Origin of the sequence: Mitsuaria sp. BK037, assembly GCF_014193045.1 — a bacterium.
Taxonomy (GTDB): domain Bacteria; phylum Pseudomonadota; class Gammaproteobacteria; order Burkholderiales; family Burkholderiaceae_C; genus Roseateles.
Map to the genome: position 1 here is coordinate 452,380 of NZ_JACHYS010000003.1, position 17,159 is coordinate 469,538.

Below are 17,159 nucleotides of genomic sequence, written 5' to 3' on the forward strand. Positions count from 1 at the left end.
CCGCCACCGCCTCGACGCCCTCACGGCGTCAGCGAGTGTCACGCGCAGGGCGGTGTCAGCGAGCGTCTGTGGGGCCGGAATGATGCGGGGGGTTCCCGGACGGGACGCCCCCCGCGTCGTGGAGAGCCCGCGCTTGGCCAACCGCAGTCGCCCTCCCGAGGGCACCCCAATTGGCGCCCCGGAGGGGTCACAGAAGCCCCCTCAATCGGGCTTGATCTTCGCCCGTGCCACCACCTGCTTCCAGCGCTGCTGTTCCTGCGCAATGAACGCCGCGAATTGCGCCGGCGTATTGCCGATCGGTTCCGCCGCATCGTGGCTGAGGCGCTCCTTCGCAGAAACCGATCGGATGGCCTTCGCCGATTCCACGGCGAGTTTGTCCGTGTTTGCCGCCGCGAGATTGGCCGGCGCGCACAGCCCGTACCACTGGGTCATTTCGAAGCCTGGATAGCCTTGCTCGGCGACGGTTGGCACGTCGGGCAATTGGGGCAGGCGTTCCTTCGAGCCGGTAGCCAGGCAGCGCAGCTTCCCGGCCTTGATGAATTGAAGGATGGCCGGCGCGCCGACCGACGCGGCCTCGAGCCGTCCCGCCAGCAGGTCGGTCAATTGCGGGCCGGTGCCGCGGTACGGAACGTGGAGGATGAACAGGTCGGCGACCATTTTGAGGTACTCCATCGCCAGGTGCCCCGCGCTGCCGTTACCGGCCGAGCCGTAGCTGAATTTGCCAGGGTTCTTGCGCACCAGCGCGACCCATTCCTTGAGGTTCTTCGCCGGCACGTCGGGATGGACGACGTAGAGGCTGGGCACTTTGGCCAGCAGCGTGATCGGCTTGAAGTCGCGGTTGGGGTCGTAGGGCAGTTTGTCGTAGATGTACGGGTTCACTGCCAGCGTCCCGATGTGGCCGAGGATCAGCGTGTGCTGGTCCTCCGCGCGCGCCACCTCCACCATCGCGATGTTGCCGCCGCCGCCGGGTTTGTTGTCGACGTAGACCGCCTGGCCCAGCGTCTTGCTCAGTTCGGCGGCGGTGGCGCGGGCCACGATCTCGCTGCTGCCGCCGGGCGCGAAGGGCACGACCAGCCGCACGTTGCGCGACGGCCAGGTGGATTGCGCGAAGGCGGGGGCGCTTGCGCCGAGGGTCGTGCCCGTGGCGCCGAGCGCGGCGGATTGGAGGAGGAAGCGGCGGCGGTCCTCGTTCGTGGGGGTCATGCGATGTCTCCGGTCGGTTCTTCTGGAGAGGATGACTCTACGAACACGCGCTTTCAAGGCGCTGTCGGTCCGTCGGCGCCGCGTGAGGGCCTAGGCCGGGGGCGCGGTCTGCTCCTCCATCCAGCCGAGCCAGCGCATCGCCTGCTCGCGGGAGTCGCCGCACATGTCCTCCGATGGCGGCAGCGATCCGCAGACCGAGGGCCGTTCCGGCCGGCCGAAGATCCGGCAGCGCAGCTCGTCGTCGAGCTGGATGCAGCGCACGCCGGCCGGCTTGCCGTCGGGCATGCCGGGGATCGGGCTGCTGATCGACGGGGCGATGCAGCAGGCGGCGCAGTGGGGGCGGCAGTTCATGACGGCGGGATTGTCGCCGCACGCCCTTCGCAGACGCCAACAAGGTCCGCCCGCTATCTCCCTGAGGCAGTGACTTATCCACAGCCCCGCGTAAAATCGCGCCCTTCCCTCATCTGAACGCCAGCCGGCTGTCCATCGCCTGGATTCGCGCCTTCCGCGCGCCGCGATGGCCTCGATCGACCGATCGCCGATTCCGCTGGACGCCTTGCCATGCTTTATCCGAAAGAGTTCGACGTGATCGTGGTCGGCGGCGGCCATGCCGGCACCGAGGCCGCACTGGCGGCGGCCCGCATGGGCGTCAGCACGCTGCTGCTGACCCACAACATCGAGACGCTGGGCCAGATGAGTTGCAACCCGTCGATCGGCGGTATCGGCAAGGGCCACCTGGTCAAGGAAGTCGACGCGCTGGGCGGCGCGATGGCCGCGGCGACCGATGAAGGCGGCATCCAGTTCCGCATCCTCAACGGCTCCAAGGGCCCGGCGGTCCGCGCCACCCGCGCGCAGGCGGACCGCATCCTCTACAAGGCCGCTATCCGGCGCCGGCTGGAGAACCAGCCCAATTTGATGCTGTTCCAGCAGGCCGTCGACGACCTGATGGTCGAGGGGGACCGCGTCGTCGGCGCGGTCACCCAGTCGGGCCTGCGCTTCCGCGCCCGGGCGGTCGTGCTGACCGCCGGCACCTTCCTCGACGGCCGGATCCACATCGGCCTGGACAACTATGCCGCCGGTCGCGCCGGCGACCCGCCGGCCGTGTCGCTGTCCGGCCGGCTCAAGGAATTGAAGCTGCCCCAAGGCCGTTTGAAAACCGGCACCCCGCCGCGACTGGACGGTCGCACCATCGATTTTTCCAAGTGCGCCGAACAGCCCGGCGACCTGGACCCGGTGCCGGTATTCAGCTTCATGGGCAGCGCCGCGCAGCATCCGCAGCAGTTGCCCTGCTGGATCACCCACACCAATTCCCGCACCCACGAGATCATCCGCTCCGGCTTCGACCGCAGTCCGATGTTCACCGGCGTGATCGAGGGCGTGGGTCCGCGCTACTGCCCGTCCATCGAGGACAAGATCAACCGCTTCGCAGACAAGGACTCGCACCAGATTTTTCTGGAGCCCGAAGGCCTGACGACGCACGAGTTCTACCCGAACGGGATCTCGACCTCCCTGCCCTTCGACATCCAGTTGGCGGCCGTCCAATCCATCCCCGGACTCGAAAACGCGCACATCCTGCGCCCGGGCTATGCGATCGAGTACGACTACTTCGACCCGCGCGAGTTGAAGTCCAGTTTCGAGACGCGGGCCATTGGCGGCCTGTTCTTCGCCGGCCAGATCAACGGCACCACCGGCTACGAGGAAGCGGCCGCTCAGGGGCTGTTCGCCGGCCTGAACGCGGCGCTGCAGGTTCAAGGCAGGGACGCCTGGCTGCCCAGCCGCGACCAGGCCTATCTCGGCGTGCTGGTCGATGACCTGATCACCAAGGGCGTCACCGAGCCCTACCGCATGTTCACGAGTCGCGCCGAGTTCCGGCTCCAGCTCCGCGAAGACAACGCCGACATGCGGCTGACCGAAGCGGGGCGGCAACTGGGCCTGGTGGACGACGCTCGTTGGGATGCCTTCAACCGCAAGCGTGATGCTGTTTCACGTGAAACAGAGAAGCTGAAGTCGACCTGGGTGCATCCGAACATCCTGCCGGCCGCCGACGCAGAGCGCCTCGTCGGCAAGCCACTCGAGCGCGAGTACAACTTGATCGACCTGCTTCGCCGCCCCGGCGTCACCTTCGACACCATCGCTGAAGTGGCTGCAATTGCACGTCCGGAAGCCGGCGTGTCGCGCGCCGCGCTGGCCGCGTCCGTCGGCGCGGACCTGAGCGATGCGGTGGTCGAGCAGATCGAAATCAGCGTCAAGTACGCCGGCTACATCAGCAAGCAGCAGGAGGACGTCGCCCGCGCCTCCAACTACGAGCACCTGAAGCTGCCCGAAGACCTGGACTACGGCTTGGTCACCGCCCTCTCCTTCGAGGCCAGACAAAAGCTGAACAAGCATCGTCCCGAAACCCTGGGCCAAGCTTCGCGCATCTCGGGCATCACACCGGCGGCGATTTCGCTGCTGCTGATCCACCTGCGCAAGGGCCGCTTCAAGGGATTTACCGACCAGGATGCAGCCGCCGAATCGGCCGCCGCCTGATTCATCCCTTCCCACACCCCAATCCCGAATCGATCGATCACGCCGTTGATGACCGACCTTGACCTGCGCTCCCGACTTGCCGCCGCCACCCAGACCATGGCGCTCGGTCTGAACGACCAGCAACTGGATCAGCTGATCGCCTACCTACAGCTGCTGTCGAAGTGGAACAAGGTCTACAACCTGACGGCCGTCCGGGATCCGGAAGCGATGCTGACCCAGCACCTGGTCGATAGCCTCAGCCTGATTTCGCCCCTGCGCCGCCATGCCGCCGGCCAGCCGCTTCGCCTGATGGACGTCGGCAGCGGTGGCGGATTGCCTGGTGTGGTGATCGCGATCTGCGATTCGAGCATCGATGTGACCTGCGTCGACACCGTCGGCAAGAAGGCATTTTTCATCACTCAGGTCGCGGCGGAAATCGGCCTGCCCAACCTGCATGCGGAGCACTCCCGCGTGGAGCAGCTGAAGACGGCGCCGTTCGACGTCATCACCTCGCGGGCCTTCGCGTCCTTGGCGGATTTCACCGAATGGACCCGCATGCACCTGAAGCCCGGTGCCGTGTGGGCGGCCATGAAGGGGCAGCAACCGGTCGAGGAGCTTGTTGAACTCCGTCAACGGGCCCCGGACCTGAGCGTGTTTCACGTGGAACAGCTGATCGTGCCCGGGCTTGACGCCCAGCGCTGCCTGCTCTGGATTCGCCCCATTGGGGCGGAAGCGACATCCGCAGCCTGAGGTCGCCCTCTCCCGGCGACTCTGCGTCGCCGACCCATGCGCCAGCGGTTAAGCTGCGCCCTCTCCCGAGTTCGTTCTCCCAGCATTCATGGCCAAGATCTTTTGCGTTGCGAACCAAAAAGGTGGCGTCGGCAAGACGACCACCACCGTGAATCTGGCCGCCGGCCTGGCCAAGGTCGGCCAGCGCGTGCTGGTGGTCGACCTGGATCCGCAGGGCAACGCGACGATGGGGTCGGGCATCGACAAGCGCGCCCTCGCCCTCACCGTCTACGACGTGCTGCTCGAATCGGCCACCATCGCCGAAGCCCGCCAGCGCAGCGAGAAGGCCGGCTATGACGTGCTGGGCGCCAACCGGGAACTGGCGGGCGCTGAGGTGGAGCTGGTCGAGCTGGAACGCCGCGAGCAGCGCCTGAAGACCGCGCTGGCCGCCGCCGCGCAGGACTACGACTTCGTCCTGATCGACTGCCCGCCCTCGTTGTCCATGCTGACGCTCAATGGCCTGTGCTCGGCCCACGGCGTGGTCGTGCCGATGCAGTGCGAGTACTTCGCGCTGGAAGGCCTGACCGACCTGGTCAACACGATCAAGCAGATCCACGCCAACCTGAATCCGGACCTGCAGATCATCGGCCTGCTGCGCGTGATGTTTGATCCGCGCATCACGCTGCAGCAGCAGGTGAGCGAGCAGCTGAAGGCGCACTTCGGCGAGAAGGTCTTCGATACCGTCATCCCCCGCAATGTCCGTCTTGCCGAGGCGCCCAGTTACGGCCTGCCCGGCGTGGTCTTCGATGGCGGATCCAAGGGCGCGCATGCCTTCATCGACTTCGCCAAGGAAATGGTGAAGCGCGTCGGCGGCATGCGCTGAGCGCGTCCCATCGATGTCGCCGGAACTGGACGCCCTCGCCCGCCGCGCCGAACTGGCCGGCCTCAACGCGGCGTCGGCGCCACGTGAAGCCCAGGTGGAGGGGTGGCTGCTGCGCTTGTCGCCGGGCAAGGCCAAGCGGTCTCGCTGTGTGAACCCGCTTGCGGGGGGATCGCTTCCCCTGGAAGAACTGTTGCGCCGCTGCCGCGTCAGCTTCGAGCAGGCCGGGCTGCCGCTGATCCTGCGCCTCACCCCGTTCAGCCAACCGGACGACCTCGACGACCGCCTTGCCGCGATGCACTGGCATCGCTTCGATCCGGCCGACGTGATGGTGCTGCCGTCCCTGGACGGCTTCGGCGAGCCTGGTTCGTCGGAGCGGCTGACGCCGCTTTCCGCAGCCGACTACGCCGCGCTGATCGGCGCGCTGCGCCGTTCCAGCGTCGAGGAGATCACCGGCCATGCGCGGCGCCTCGAAGAAGCCAGCGTGCGTCACCAAGCCTTCAAGCTGGAACGCGATGGCGTGCTGCTCGCCTGCGGCCAGGTGGCCATCGATCCCGGGCCGGCCGGCACCTCAGTGGGCGGCATGGCGGGACTCTTCGACATCTTCACGCCCGAGGACCAACGCGGTCGCGGGCACGGCCATCAGCTCTGCGCCGCGCTCCTGGCCCAGGCGCGCCTGCAAGGCGCCACGACGGCCTATCTCCAGGTCGGCGCCGAGAACGATGCCGCGCAGCGCCTCTATGCCCGCCTGGGCTTCCTGCAGGCCTACCGCTACCACTACCGCAGCGACGATCCTCGCGCCTGGACCTGAGCACCCTCGCCTCGTGCGGCGAGGCTCAGTCGCGCGCCTGCCAGACCTTCAGCAAGGTGTGCCGGGTGAAGCCCGGCACGAAGTCGTGGACGTGGCTGATGCAGGCGTAGCCGAGGTGCTCGTAGAGCTCGGCGACCTCGTCCAGCAAGGTTTCGATCAGCGCATCGACGCAGCCGCGCTGCAGGGCCAGCGCCTCGAGCTGGCGCAGGCAGTCGCCGCCCAAGCCTTGGCCGCGGTGATCGGCCTCGACCCACAGGTAGCTGATGTAGAGCCGCTGGAACTCCGTGCGGCCGAAGCCGCCGGCGATCAGCACGTCGCCGTCGTAGAGCGCCACCGCGATGTCGCGGGCATCGCTGCCCTGGGTCTGCTGGCGTCCGTGGGTGATGACGCCGTCGCGGATGGCGTCCAGGTCGGCCTGCGGAACGGCGCCATCCCGGCGCCATTCGCGGCTGGCGATCCGCGTCGGATCCGTCATCAGATGCTGTTGAGGTCCGGACCGGTCAGGCCCAGCGATTCGTCGACGCCCAGGTGCACGTTCATGCTCTGCACCGCGGCGCCGCTGGCGCCCTTGCCCAGGTTGTCCAGGCGCGCCATCACGAGGACCTGCTGCTCGCTGCCGAAGACGAAAAGGTCGACGTTGTTGGTGTCGTTGCAGGCCTGCACATCGAAGAAGCCACCCGCCAGCGTGTCCGGGTCGCGCAGCGGTTTCACGTGGACGAAGCGCTCGCCCTCGTAATGCGCGGCCAGCGCGTCGCGCACCTGCTGCGGCGTCGTGCCGGCGCGCAGCTGGCTCAAGTGCAGCGGCACGGTCACGGCCAGGCCCTTGTAGAAGTTGGAGACGATCGGCATGAACACCGGCGCCTGCTTCAGGCCGGTGTGGGCCATCATCTCCGGCAGGTGCTTGTGGGCCAGGCCCAGCGCGTAAGGACGCGGCGCCGTCAGCTTCGGCTGACCGCCGGCCTCGTACTCCGCGATCATCGACTTGCCGCCGCCGGAGTAACCGGTGATGGAGGTCGCGGTCACCAGCGCGTCGCGCGACAGCAGGCCGGCATCGACCAGCGGGCGCACCGCCAGGATGAAGGCGCTCGCGTGGCAACCGGGGTTGGCGATGCGCTTCGATTCGCGGATCGCGGCGCGCTGGCCCTTGGCCAGTTCCGGCAGGCCAAAGGCCCAGCCCGGCGCGGTGCGGTGCGCGGTGCTGGCGTCGATCAGGCAGGTCTTGGGATTGGTCACCATCGCCGCCGCCTCGCGCGAGGCGGCGTCCGGCAGGCAGAGGAAGGCGACATCGGCAGCGTTCAGCAGCCGGGCGCGCTCGGCGGGATCCTTGCGCTTGTCGGCGTCGATGCGCAGCACCTCGATGTCGGCGCGCTGCGCCAGATATTCATTGATGCGCAGGCCGGTCGTGCCTTCCTGCCCGTCGACATACACCGCGTACTTCATCGCCGCTCCTGCAAAATCCGCTGCCGCCGGGGCCCTTCCCCGATGGCGCCAAAGAAAGCGCGAAGCATAAGGCCAACAGATGTCACAGCACGCCCTTCCCTCGAATGACCTCGACGATCCCCTTTTGGGGGGTCCGGTCTACCTGCTTCCGGGTTGGTTGAATTCCGATCCCGACCATTGGCAGAGCGAGTGGCAACGCCGCCATGGCGACACGCGTGTCGAACAGGACGACTGGGAATGGCCTCGCCGCGGCGACTGGATGGCGCGCCTGGACGAGGTGCTCCAGCAGGATGCGCGCCTGGTCGAACGGCCCGCGCTGCTGGTCGCGCACAGCCTGGGCTGCCAGCTGGTGGCGGCCTGGGCCGACCACTCTAGCCACACGCGCCTGGTGGCCGGCGCGCTGCTGGTCGCGCCGCCCGACACCGAGCGCGAGGACACCCCGCCCCAGCTGCACAACTGGCGGCCCATCCGCCGCCCTCGCCTGCCGTTCCCGGCGATCGTGGTCGCCTCCACCGACGACCCCTTCTGCCGCCCCGAACGCGCCGCCGGCATGGCCGCGGACTGGGGCGCCGAATTCGTGCTGGCCGGGCCGCTCGGCCACCTGAACGCGGCGTCCGGACTCGGCGCCTGGCCCGAAGGGCGGGCGATGCTGCAGCGCCTCGCCCGCTGAGGCGCCCGGTCGGCCGCGAGCCTTCCCCCGCAAGGCGGTTGGCGGGGGCCGTCGGAAGAGCGAAGGAATCACGGAGAATCGCGCCCCATGGCGACAAAGAAACCCAAGGGCCTGGGCATGGGCCTGGAGGCCCTGCTGGGCCCCAAAGTGAGCGATGCACCGGCGGTGCGCGAAGGCGAACCCGGCGTGCTGCCGCTGGCGCAGATGCAGGCCGGCAAGTACCAGCCGCGCACGCGCATGGACGAGGGCTCGCTGTACGAGCTGGCCGAGAGCATCAAGGCGCAAGGGATCATGCAACCGATCCTGGTGCGCCCGATCGCGCCCCAGGGCGCGGTCCGCTACGAGATCATCGCCGGCGAACGGCGCTTCCGCGCCGCCAGGCTGGCCGGGCTGGCCGAGGTGCCGGTGCTGGTCAAGCCGGTGCCGGACGAGGCCGCCGCGGCGATGGCGCTGATCGAGAACATCCAGCGCGAGGACCTCAACGCGCTGGAAGAGGCGCAGGGCCTGAAGCGGTTGGTCGACGAGTTCGGCCTGACCCATGACCAGGCGGCGCAGGCGGTGGGCCGCTCGCGCAGCGCGGCGTCCAACCTGCTGCGCCTGCTCAACCTGGCCGAGCCGGTCCAGAACATGCTGATGGCCGGCGACATCGACATGGGCCATGCCCGCGCGCTGCTGGCGCTCGACGGTGCCCACCAGATCACCAGCGCGACCGAGATCGCCGCCAAGAAGCTCAGCGTGCGCGAGGCCGAGAAGCTGGTCCAGCGCCAGCAGGGCGCGGGCCGCCAGGCCCCGCTGCTGCGCGTGAAGTCGGACAAGAGCCGCGACGTGCTGCGCCTCGAGGAAGAGCTGTCCGACCTGCTGACGGCGCAGGTCGAGATCCGCGTCCGCAAGAAGACCAAGCGCGGCGAACAGGGCGAGGTGGCGATCAGCTTCGGCTCGCTCGACGAATTGAACGGCTTGCTGCAAAAGCTGCGTCCGCCAGGCGCGGAGGAGTGAGCGCGGACGGGCCGCGTTGCGCGCCGGTCCGCCGACTAATCCATGAGGATGGCACGCGGGATGCATGCTGTCTTCTTCGTACTTCCCACAGGTGCCCCACACACGGGGGGGCGTCAACGGCAGTGCTTCACAGACGTTGCACGAGGGAGTACAACGGGGTCACGTCTTGCTATCGCGCATCGCTCTCGATGGGCGTAGCATGGCCTCCAAAGCCGCGCCGCCCTTGAGGTTGTCGGTCGCGATCCGCGACAGGGCGAAGGACTTTGGGCCAGCATGGGCTGGCCGTTTGCTGAATGCTTGCTGAGCTCGGAAAGCTCTGATGACGCCTTGAGTCATGGACGTCGCCAGAACTTCCTGGACGATGCGGGGTCCGTGGTCACACCTGGACGCGCGTCGCCTCCCTACGAACTACTCCGGAGGTCAGCATGGATGTGATCAGCCATTTCGCGGCTCGTTATGAACGCAGCAAGGTCGAGGAACTCACGCTGGAGGAGTACCTGGACGAGTGCAAGCGCAACCCCCTTGCCTACGCCACCGCGGCCGAGCGCATGCTCAAGGCGATCGGCGAGCCCCAGATGCTGGACACGCGCAACGACCCGCGGCTGTCCCGCATCTTCCAGAACAAGGTCATCAAGATCTATCCCGCCTTCGCCGAGTTCTTCGGCATGGAGGACGCGATCGAGCAGGTCGTCAGCTACTTCCGTCATGCCGCGCAGGGGCTGGAGGAAAAGAAGCAGATCCTCTATCTGCTCGGGCCGGTGGGCGGCGGCAAGAGCTCGATCGCCGAGCGCCTGAAGCAGCTCATGGAGCACGTGCCCTTCTACGCGCTCAAGGACAGCCCGGTGAACGAAAGCCCGCTCGGGCTGTTCGACCCGGTCGAGGACGGCCCGCTGCTCGAGCGCGAGTACGGCATCCCGCGTCGCTACCTCAATCGCATCCTGAGCCCCTGGGCGGTCAAGCGCCTGGACGAATACGGCGGCGACATCCGCAAGTTCAAGGTCATCAAGCGGCTGCCCAGCGTGCTCAAGCAGGTCGGCGTGGCCAAGACCGAGCCCGGTGACGAGAACAACCAGGACATCAGCTCGCTGGTGGGCAAGGTCGACATCCGCAAGCTCGAGACCTACGCGCAGGACGACCCCGATGCCTACAGCTATTCCGGTGGCCTGTGCCTGGCCAACCAGGGGCTGCTGGAGTTCGTCGAGATGTTCAAGGCGCCGATCAAGGTGCTGCACCCGCTGCTGACGGCGACCCAGGAAGGCAACTTCAAGGGCACCGAGGGCTTCGGCGCGATCCCCTTCGACGGCATCGTGCTCGCCCACAGCAACGAGAGCGAATGGAAGAGCTTCCGCAACAACAAGAACAACGAGGCCTTCCTCGACCGCATCTACATCGTCAAGGTGCCCTACTGCCTGCGCGTCAGCGAGGAAGTGAAGATCTACGAGAAGCTGATCCGCAACTCCTCGCTGGCCGAGGCCAAGTGCGCGCCCGGCACGCTGAAGATGATGGCGCAGTTCGCGGTGCTCACGCGGCTGAAGGATCCGGAGAACTCCAGCGCCTTCAGCAAGATGCAGATCTATGACGGCGAGAACCTGAAGGACACCGACCCCAAGGCCAAGTCCATCCAGGAGTACCGCGACTACGCCGGCGTCGACGAAGGCATGGCCGGCATCTCCACGCGCTTCGCGTACAAGATCCTGTCGAAGGTCTTCAACTTCGACTCGACCGAGGTGGCGGCCAATCCGGTCCACCTGATGTACGTGCTGGAGCAGCAGATCGAGCGCGAGCAGTTCCCTCAGGAAGCTGAACAGAAATTCGTCGGCTTCATCAAGGAGGTGCTTGCGCCGAGGTATGCCGAGTTCATCGGCAAGGAGATCCAGACCGCCTACCTCGAGAGCTACAGCGAGTACGGCCAGAACATCTTCGACCGCTACGTCACCTACGCCGACTACTGGATCCAGGACCAGGAGTACCGCGACACCGACACCGGCGAGGTATTCGACCGCTCCGCGCTGAACGCGGAACTCGAGAAGATCGAGAAGCCCGCGGGCATCAGCAATCCCAAGGACTTCCGCAACGAGATCGTGAACTTCGTGCTGCGGGCGCGGGCCAACAACGCCGGCAAGAACCCGACGTGGACCAGCTACGAGAAGCTGCGCACGGTGATCGAGAAGAAGATGTTCTCCAACACCGAAGAGCTGCTGCCGGTGATCAGCTTCAATGCCAAGGCCAGCGCCGACGAGGCCAAGAAGCATGAGAACTTCGTGCAGCGCATGGTCGACAAGGGCTACACGCCCAAGCAGGTCCGGCTGCTGTGCGAGTGGTACCTGCGCGTGCGGAAGTCGAGCTGAGCCGAACGGACGCCACCGGAAAGGTCCCTACATGACAGGCCTTCAACAGATCATCGATCGGCGGCTGTCGGGCAAGAACAAGTCGATCGGGAATCGGGAGCGCTTCCTGCGCCGCTACAAGGACCAGATCCGCGAGGCGGTGCGGCGGGCGGTCGACAAGCGCGGCATCCGGGACATGGAGCGCGGCGAGGACGTGCACATCCCCAAACGCGACCTGAGCGAGCCGGTCTTCAGCCACGGCGAGGGCGGCATCCGCGAGGTGGTGCGGCCCGGCAACACCGAGCACATCAAGGGCGACCGCATCGGCAAGCCGCAGGGCGGCCAGGGCGGCGGCGGCGGGTCGCAGGCGAGCGACTCCGGCGAGGGCGAGGACGACTTCGTCTTCCACCTCAGCAAGGAGGAGTTCATGCAGGTCTTCTTCGAGGACCTGGCGCTGCCCAACCTGGCGCGCACCACGCTCGCCGAGACGCCCGAGTACAAGACTGTGCGCGCCGGCTACGTCACCGACGGCACGCCGACCAACCTGCATGTGGTGCGCTCGATGCGCGGGGCGCTGGGGCGCCGCATCGCGCTGGGCATGGAGAAGCGGCGCGAGCTGCATGAGCTCGAAGCCCGGCTGCAGACGCTCACGCAGGAAGAGGACGCGCGCAAGCCGGAGGTCCAGGCGCTGATCGCGGAGACCGAGGCCCGCATCGTGCTGCTGCGCCAGCGCCTGTCCAACATCCCCTTCCTGGACCCGATCGACCTGCGCTTCCGCAACCGCATCAAGGTGCCGCAGCCGACCACTCGGGCGGTGATGTTCTGCCTGATGGACGTGTCGGGCTCGATGGACGAGAGCCGCAAGGACCTGGCCAAGCGCTTCTTCATCCTGCTCTACCTGTTCCTGACGCGGCATTACGAGAAGATCGAGGTCGTCTTCATCCGCCACCACACGCAGGCGCAGGAAGTCGACGAGCAGAACTTCTTCCACGCCACGGAGACGGGCGGCACGGTGGTGTCCTCGGCGCTGGTCCTGATGGAAGAGATCATCCGGGCGCGATACCCCTCCGGTGACTGGAACATCTACGGCGCGCAGGCCAGCGACGGCGACAACTGGCATCACGACAGCGGCCGCTGCCGCGAGCTGCTCGCCGACAAGATCCTGCCGCTGTGCCGCTACTACGCCTACGTGCAGGTGGCGGAAGCCGAGCAGAACCTGTGGGAGGAGTACGCGAAGCTCGAGGAGGACGTGCCTCACTTCGCGATGCGCAAGGCGGTCGAGGTCGCGCAGATCTACCCGGTCTTCCGCGACCTGTTCAAGAAGGAAGGGGCGGCCGCGTGAGCGCGACGCCGGAGGACAGCACCATGAGCAGTCTCGAGAACCGTCGCCATGTGGGCGTGGGCGTGGGCGCGAACGAGTACGGCGGCCGCCGCGTGCGCGCGCCGCTGACGAAGATGCGGCCCCTGGAGAAGCGGCCCGACCGACCGCTCGAGTCGCCCAGCGACTGGACCTTCGATCTGATCGAGCAGTACCACGAGGTGATCCGCCAGACCGCGGAACGCTACGGCCTGGACACCTACCCGAACCAGCTGGAGGTCATCACCGCCGAGCAGATGATGGACGCCTACGCGTCGGTCGGCATGCCGGTGAACTATCGGCACTGGAGCTACGGCAAGGAGTTCATCTCGACCGAGCGCCACTACAAGCGCGGCCAGATGGGCCTGGCCTACGAGATCGTCATCAACTCCGACCCGTGCATCGCCTACCTGATGGAGGAGAACACGATGGCGATGCAGGCGCTGGTGATCGCGCACGCCTGCTACGGTCACAACAGCTTCTTCAAGAACAACTACCTGTTCCGGATGTGGACCGATGCGTCGTCGATCATCGACTACCTGGTCTACGCGAAGAACTATGTCGCCGACTGCGAGCAGCGCCACGGACTCGATGCGGTGGAGTCGACGCTGGATTCCTGCCATGCGCTGATGAACCACGGCGTGGACCGCTACCGCCGCCCGGCCAAGCTGTCGCTGGCGCAGGAGCAGGCGATGCGCAAGGACCGCGAGTCCTACGCCCAGCAGCAGGTCAACGACATGTGGCGCACGCTGCCGCGCCGGCCCGAGGACGAGGCCAAGGCGGAAGAGAAGCGCCGCTTCCCCGACGAGCCGCAGGAGAACCTGCTGTACTTCATCGAGAAGAACGCCCCGCTGCTGGAGCCCTGGCAGCGGGAGATCGTTCGCATCGTCCGCAAGATCGCGCAGTACTTCTACCCGCAGCGGCAGACGCAGGTGATGAACGAGGGCTGGGCCACCTTCTGGCATCACAAGCTGCTGAACACGATGTACGACGACGGTTATCTGTCGGACGGGATGATGATCGAGTGGCTCAAGTCCCACACCAACGTGGTGGCCCAGCCGCCGATGGCGCAGCTCAATCCGTATGCGCTGGGCTTCGCGATGTACACCGACATCAAGCGCATCTGTGAGCACCCCACCGACGAGGACCGCGAATGGTTCCCCGCGATCGCCGGCAGCGACTGGCTGCCGACGCTGGATCACGCGATGCGCAACTTCAAGGACGAGAGCTTCATCGCGCAGTACCTGAGCCCGAAGATGATGCGCGACTTCCGGCTGTTCTCGATCCTGGACGACGAGCACCAGGCGGAGTACGAGATCTCCGCGATCCACGACGAGCAGGGTTACCAGCACGTGCGCCAGACCCTGTCCCGGCAATACGACCTGTCCACGCGGGAGCCGAACATCCAGGTCTGGAACGTGAACCTCAGAGGCGACCGCTCATTGACCCTGCGCCACCAGCAGCACCTGGACCGCCCGCTGCACGACGACGCCCAGGAAGTGCTCAAGCATGTGGCGCGCCTGTGGGGCTTCGGCGTCCACCTGGAGAGCGTCAATGCGCGCGGCGATGTCACGCGCCGGTGGAGCGTGCCGGCACCGCAGCATTGATCAGGCGAAGACCTTCCCCGGATTCATGATGTCGTTCGGATCGAGCGCCCGCTTGAGCGCTCGCATCTGATCGACCGCGCCCTCCCCGGCCTCCTGGAGCAGGAAGCCCTGCTTGTGCAGGCCGATGCCGTGCTCGCCGGTGCAGGTGCCTTCGAGGGCGATCGCGCGCGCCACCATCCGCGCGCTCAGCGCCTCGGCGGTTGCGCGTTCGGCCGGAATGGCGGGATCGATCAGGTAACCCATGTGGAAATTGCCGTCGCCGACGTGGCCGACGATGAAGTACGGCAGCCCGCTCGCTTCGACTTCCTCCACCGACGCATTGATCGACTCCGCCAGGCGCGAGATCGGCACGCAGGTGTCGGTCGTCACCGCGCGGCAGCCGGGCTTCATCTGCAGCGCGGACAGGTAGGCGTGATGCCGAGCCGTCCACAGGCGCGTGCGCTCCTCCGGCGTGGTCGCCCACTCGAAGCCGGTGCCGCCGTGCTCGGCGGCGATCTCCTGCACGGTGGCCGCCTGCTCCGCCACGCCAGCTTCGGAGCCGTGGAACTCCATCAGCAGCATCGGCGCCTCGCGCAGCGTGAGCTTGTCATGGCGGTTGACCGCCCGCACCGCGTGTGCATCGAGCAACTCGCAACGCGCGATCGGCACGCCCATCTGGATGATCGCGATCGTGGTCCGGACCGCGGTATCGATCGATTCGAACGAGCAGACCGCCGCCGACACCGCCTCCGGCAGCGGGTACAGCCGCAGCGTGATCTCGCAGATCGCGCCCAGCGTGCCCTCGCTGCCGACGTACAGGCGCGTGAGGTCGTAACCGGCGCTGCTCTTGCGCGCGCGGGAGCCGGTGCGGATCAGTCGCCCGTCCGGCGTCGCGACCGTCAGCCCGAGCACGTTCTCCTTCATCGTGCCGTAGCGCACCGCATTCGTGCCGCTGGCCCGCGTGGCCGACATGCCGCCGATCGATGCATCCGCGCCGGGGTCGATCGGGAAGAACAGTCCCTGGTGCCGGATCTCCGTATTGAGCTGGTTGCGCGTGACGCCGGCCTGCACGGTCACCGTCAGGTCCTCGGCGTTGACGCTGAGGATGCGCTTCATCCGCGACAGGTCCAGGCTCACGCCGCCCTGCACCGCCAGGAGGTGGCCTTCGAGCGAAGTTCCGGCGCCGTAGGGGATCACCGGCACGCGATGCGCGTTGGCCAGGGCCAGCACCGCGGCGACCTCGTCGTTGCTTTCGGCGAAGACGACCGCCTCCGGCGGCGGCACGTCGAAGGGCGATTCGTCGCGACCATGCTGCTCGCGCAGGGCCATCGCAGTGCTGCAGCGGTCGCCGAAGCGCGCCTTCAGCGCCTCCAGCATCGCCGCCGGCATCGCGCGCGGGGCGTAGACCGGCTGGTGCGGCGCGCCGGGGTCTCCCTGGTCGTCACCGAGTTCTCGAGGCGCGTTCATCGTGGTCTCCTGGTGCCGCCGTTCCCGGATCGGCAGCACCGATCGGCCGGCGGGTCATCGCTCGTCGATGCGATGGATTCTAGGAAGACGCGTCGCTGCATTCACTTGCATCGTCCCGCTTGCGCCGCGACCCGCACAGTGACAGCATGAACGGATCGCGCGCCTGGTCGCGCGCCACGAGGAGTCCGCCATGTCCCACCTGTGGTTATGGACGATCTGGGCCCTGCTGCTGGCGCTGGTGGTGCTGGCCACCCTGCGCATGGATTGGCTGAGGGTCTGGTGGATGGATCAGCTCCGCCACCTGCCCGGCGACGCTGCCGACGAGGACATCGATCCCGGACAGCCCGCCCGCGGCCACCTCGAACCCGGCGGCCGTCAGCCGGCGCAGCATGTGCCCCGGCCGGTCGGCATCCCGAGACACACCGTGCACGACGTGCATGGCCATGCCGCCGCCATGTCGCACCATCGCCCGGTCTTCCATCGCAGCGGCAGCCGCAACTGACCGCCTTCCCGGTCGAGTTGCGGCAAGATGCCGGGTTTGCACTTCCGCAGCCCGCGCGGCATCCGCCATGGCCAATCGACTTTCCCAGATCGCGACCCGCACCGGCGACGACGGCACCACCGGCCTCGGCGACGGCACCCGCGTCCCCAAGGACCACCTGCGCATCCAGGCGATGGGCGATGTGGACGAACTGAATTCCCAGATCGGCGTGCTGCTGGCCGAGCCGCTGCCCGACGAGGTGCGCGAACTGCTGGTCACCATCCAGCATGAGCTGTTCAACCTGGGCGGCGAGCTGTGCATGCCGGGCTACAGCCTGCTCAAGGAAGCGGCGGTGCTCCACCTCGACCAGGCGCTGGCCGACCACAACGCCGCCCTGCCCCGCCTGGCGGAGTTCATCCTGCCGGCCGGCACCCGCAGCGCTGCGATCGCGCATGTCTGCCGCACCATCGCCCGCCGCGCCGAACGGGCGGTGGTCACGCTGGCAGCGAACGAGGCCCTCAACGCCACGCCGCGGCACTACCTGAACCGGTTGTCGGACTTGCTGTTCGTGCTGGCGCGGGTTCTCAATCGCGCCAACCTCGACGGCAAGGGGGGTGATGACGTCTATTGGAAGAGCGAGCGGTTGGCGCGCTATGAGGCGCAAGAGGCTCAAGAGGCTCAGGAAGACCGCGGACAGGCGTGAG

16 protein-coding genes are annotated in these 17,159 nt (G+C 67.3%); 11 read left to right on the forward strand and 5 right to left on the reverse strand.

From position 1 onward, the window contains the following. Positions 1-201 precede the first annotated feature (201 nt). Positions 202-1,203, reverse strand: coding sequence for a tripartite tricarboxylate transporter substrate binding protein (locus FHT37_RS18815; protein ID WP_091729606.1), 1,002 nt, complete (start codon positions 1,201-1,203; stop codon positions 202-204). 90 nt (positions 1,204-1,293) lie between these two features. Beyond that, positions 1,294-1,554, reverse strand: coding sequence for a YkgJ family cysteine cluster protein (locus FHT37_RS18820; RefSeq protein WP_091729611.1), 261 nt, complete (start codon positions 1,552-1,554; stop codon positions 1,294-1,296). A 210-nt stretch (positions 1,555-1,764) separates the two neighbouring features. On the opposite strand from FHT37_RS18820, the gene mnmG reads away from it, so the two are divergent. From mnmG to FHT37_RS18840, 4 genes are all read left to right on the forward strand, one after another. Then, a complete protein-coding gene (gene mnmG, locus FHT37_RS18825) occupies positions 1,765-3,732 on the forward strand; it encodes a tRNA uridine-5-carboxymethylaminomethyl(34) synthesis enzyme MnmG (protein ID WP_183483605.1) in 1,968 nt (655 codons plus the stop codon). 48 nt (positions 3,733-3,780) lie between these two features. After that, the gene (rsmG, locus tag FHT37_RS18830; RefSeq protein ID WP_183483607.1) at positions 3,781-4,461 is read left to right on the forward strand and encodes a 16S rRNA (guanine(527)-N(7))-methyltransferase RsmG; all 681 of its coding nucleotides are present in this window, start codon (positions 3,781-3,783) and stop codon (positions 4,459-4,461) included. Between the two features lie 88 nt (positions 4,462-4,549). Beyond that, positions 4,550-5,323: a ParA family protein gene (locus FHT37_RS18835; RefSeq protein ID WP_091729619.1), complete on the forward strand. Its 774-nt coding sequence runs from the start codon at positions 4,550-4,552 to the stop codon at positions 5,321-5,323. Between the two features lie 13 nt (positions 5,324-5,336). Then, entirely contained in the window at positions 5,337-6,131 is a 795-nt protein-coding gene (locus FHT37_RS18840) for a GNAT family N-acetyltransferase (RefSeq protein WP_183483609.1), read from the forward strand. A 25-nt stretch (positions 6,132-6,156) separates the two neighbouring features. Here FHT37_RS18840 and FHT37_RS18845 read toward each other — a convergent pair whose 3' ends face one another. Both FHT37_RS18845 and argC read right to left on the reverse strand, forming a co-directional pair. Continuing rightward, positions 6,157-6,606, reverse strand: coding sequence for a GNAT family N-acetyltransferase (locus FHT37_RS18845; protein WP_183483611.1), 450 nt, complete (start codon positions 6,604-6,606; stop codon positions 6,157-6,159). Further along, complete coding sequence (argC, locus tag FHT37_RS18850; RefSeq protein ID WP_183483613.1) at positions 6,606-7,571, reverse strand: N-acetyl-gamma-glutamyl-phosphate reductase; 966 nt, start codon at positions 7,569-7,571, stop codon at positions 6,606-6,608. Before argC ends, FHT37_RS18845 begins: the two co-directional genes overlap by 1 nt. Before the next feature lie 79 nt (positions 7,572-7,650). Here argC and FHT37_RS18855 point away from each other — a divergent pair, with 79 nt between their 5' ends. The 5 genes from FHT37_RS18855 to FHT37_RS18875 all read left to right on the forward strand — a co-directional run bounded on the left by FHT37_RS18855 (position 7,651) and on the right by FHT37_RS18875 (position 14,528). After that, positions 7,651-8,241 carry an alpha/beta hydrolase gene (locus FHT37_RS18855; RefSeq protein ID WP_183483614.1) on the forward strand — a complete coding sequence of 197 codons (591 nt, stop codon included), beginning with the start codon at positions 7,651-7,653 and terminating at the stop codon, positions 8,239-8,241. A gap of 87 nt (positions 8,242-8,328) precedes the next feature. Next, positions 8,329-9,237: a ParB/RepB/Spo0J family partition protein gene (locus tag FHT37_RS18860; protein WP_091729640.1), complete on the forward strand. Its 909-nt coding sequence runs from the start codon at positions 8,329-8,331 to the stop codon at positions 9,235-9,237. A 425-nt stretch (positions 9,238-9,662) separates the two neighbouring features. Further along, a complete protein-coding gene (locus FHT37_RS18865) occupies positions 9,663-11,585 on the forward strand; it encodes a PrkA family serine protein kinase (RefSeq protein WP_091729643.1) in 1,923 nt (640 codons plus the stop codon). Positions 11,586-11,616: 31 nt separating this feature from the next. Continuing rightward, the gene (locus tag FHT37_RS18870; RefSeq protein WP_091729645.1) at positions 11,617-12,906 is read left to right on the forward strand and encodes a YeaH/YhbH family protein; all 1,290 of its coding nucleotides are present in this window, start codon (positions 11,617-11,619) and stop codon (positions 12,904-12,906) included. A gap of 113 nt (positions 12,907-13,019) precedes the next feature. Next, the gene (locus FHT37_RS18875; RefSeq protein WP_254783525.1) at positions 13,020-14,528 is read left to right on the forward strand and encodes a SpoVR family protein; all 1,509 of its coding nucleotides are present in this window, start codon (positions 13,020-13,022) and stop codon (positions 14,526-14,528) included. On the opposite strand, the gene FHT37_RS18880 is transcribed toward FHT37_RS18875, so the two are convergent. Next, a complete protein-coding gene (locus FHT37_RS18880) occupies positions 14,529-15,896 on the reverse strand; it encodes an FAD-binding oxidoreductase (RefSeq protein WP_255489886.1) in 1,368 nt (455 codons plus the stop codon). A gap of 268 nt (positions 15,897-16,164) precedes the next feature. Between FHT37_RS18880 and FHT37_RS18885 the strand changes: the two genes are divergently transcribed. Together FHT37_RS18885 and FHT37_RS18890 are read left to right on the forward strand one after the other, a co-directional pair. Continuing rightward, entirely contained in the window at positions 16,165-16,476 is a 312-nt protein-coding gene (locus tag FHT37_RS18885) for a hypothetical protein (RefSeq protein ID WP_183483617.1), read from the forward strand. Between the two features lie 67 nt (positions 16,477-16,543). After that, complete coding sequence (locus tag FHT37_RS18890) at positions 16,544-17,158, forward strand: cob(I)yrinic acid a,c-diamide adenosyltransferase (RefSeq protein ID WP_183483619.1); 615 nt, start codon at positions 16,544-16,546, stop codon at positions 17,156-17,158. Position 17,159 lies beyond the last annotated feature (1 nt).

Bases quoted from the DNA above. Each gene is read 5' to 3' on its own strand.
- rsmG (WP_183483607.1), top strand. From the start codon at position 3,781: ATGACCGACCTTGACCTGCGCTCCCGACTTGCCGCCGCCACCCAGACC.
- argC (WP_183483613.1), bottom strand. From the start codon at position 7,571: ATGAAGTACGCGGTGTATGTCGACGGGCAGGAAGGCACGACCGGCCTG.
- FHT37_RS18885 (WP_183483617.1), top strand. From the start codon at position 16,165: ATGTCCCACCTGTGGTTATGGACGATCTGGGCCCTGCTGCTGGCGCTG.
- FHT37_RS18835 (WP_091729619.1), top strand. From the start codon at position 4,550: ATGGCCAAGATCTTTTGCGTTGCGAACCAAAAAGGTGGCGTCGGCAAG.
- mnmG (WP_183483605.1), top strand. From the start codon at position 1,765: ATGCTTTATCCGAAAGAGTTCGACGTGATCGTGGTCGGCGGCGGCCAT.
- FHT37_RS18840 (WP_183483609.1), top strand. From the start codon at position 5,337: ATGTCGCCGGAACTGGACGCCCTCGCCCGCCGCGCCGAACTGGCCGGC.
- FHT37_RS18870 (WP_091729645.1), top strand. From the start codon at position 11,617: ATGACAGGCCTTCAACAGATCATCGATCGGCGGCTGTCGGGCAAGAAC.
- FHT37_RS18845 (WP_183483611.1), bottom strand. From the start codon at position 6,606: ATGACGGATCCGACGCGGATCGCCAGCCGCGAATGGCGCCGGGATGGC.
- FHT37_RS18890 (WP_183483619.1), top strand. From the start codon at position 16,544: ATGGCCAATCGACTTTCCCAGATCGCGACCCGCACCGGCGACGACGGC.
- FHT37_RS18855 (WP_183483614.1), top strand. From the start codon at position 7,651: ATGTCACAGCACGCCCTTCCCTCGAATGACCTCGACGATCCCCTTTTG.
- FHT37_RS18880 (WP_255489886.1), bottom strand. From the start codon at position 15,896: ATGCCGGCGGCGATGCTGGAGGCGCTGAAGGCGCGCTTCGGCGACCGC.
- FHT37_RS18815 (WP_091729606.1), bottom strand. From the start codon at position 1,203: ATGACCCCCACGAACGAGGACCGCCGCCGCTTCCTCCTCCAATCCGCC.
- FHT37_RS18820 (WP_091729611.1), bottom strand. From the start codon at position 1,554: ATGAACTGCCGCCCCCACTGCGCCGCCTGCTGCATCGCCCCGTCGATC.
- FHT37_RS18860 (WP_091729640.1), top strand. From the start codon at position 8,329: ATGGCGACAAAGAAACCCAAGGGCCTGGGCATGGGCCTGGAGGCCCTG.
- FHT37_RS18865 (WP_091729643.1), top strand. From the start codon at position 9,663: ATGGATGTGATCAGCCATTTCGCGGCTCGTTATGAACGCAGCAAGGTC.
- FHT37_RS18875 (WP_254783525.1), top strand. From the start codon at position 13,020: ATGCGGCCCCTGGAGAAGCGGCCCGACCGACCGCTCGAGTCGCCCAGC.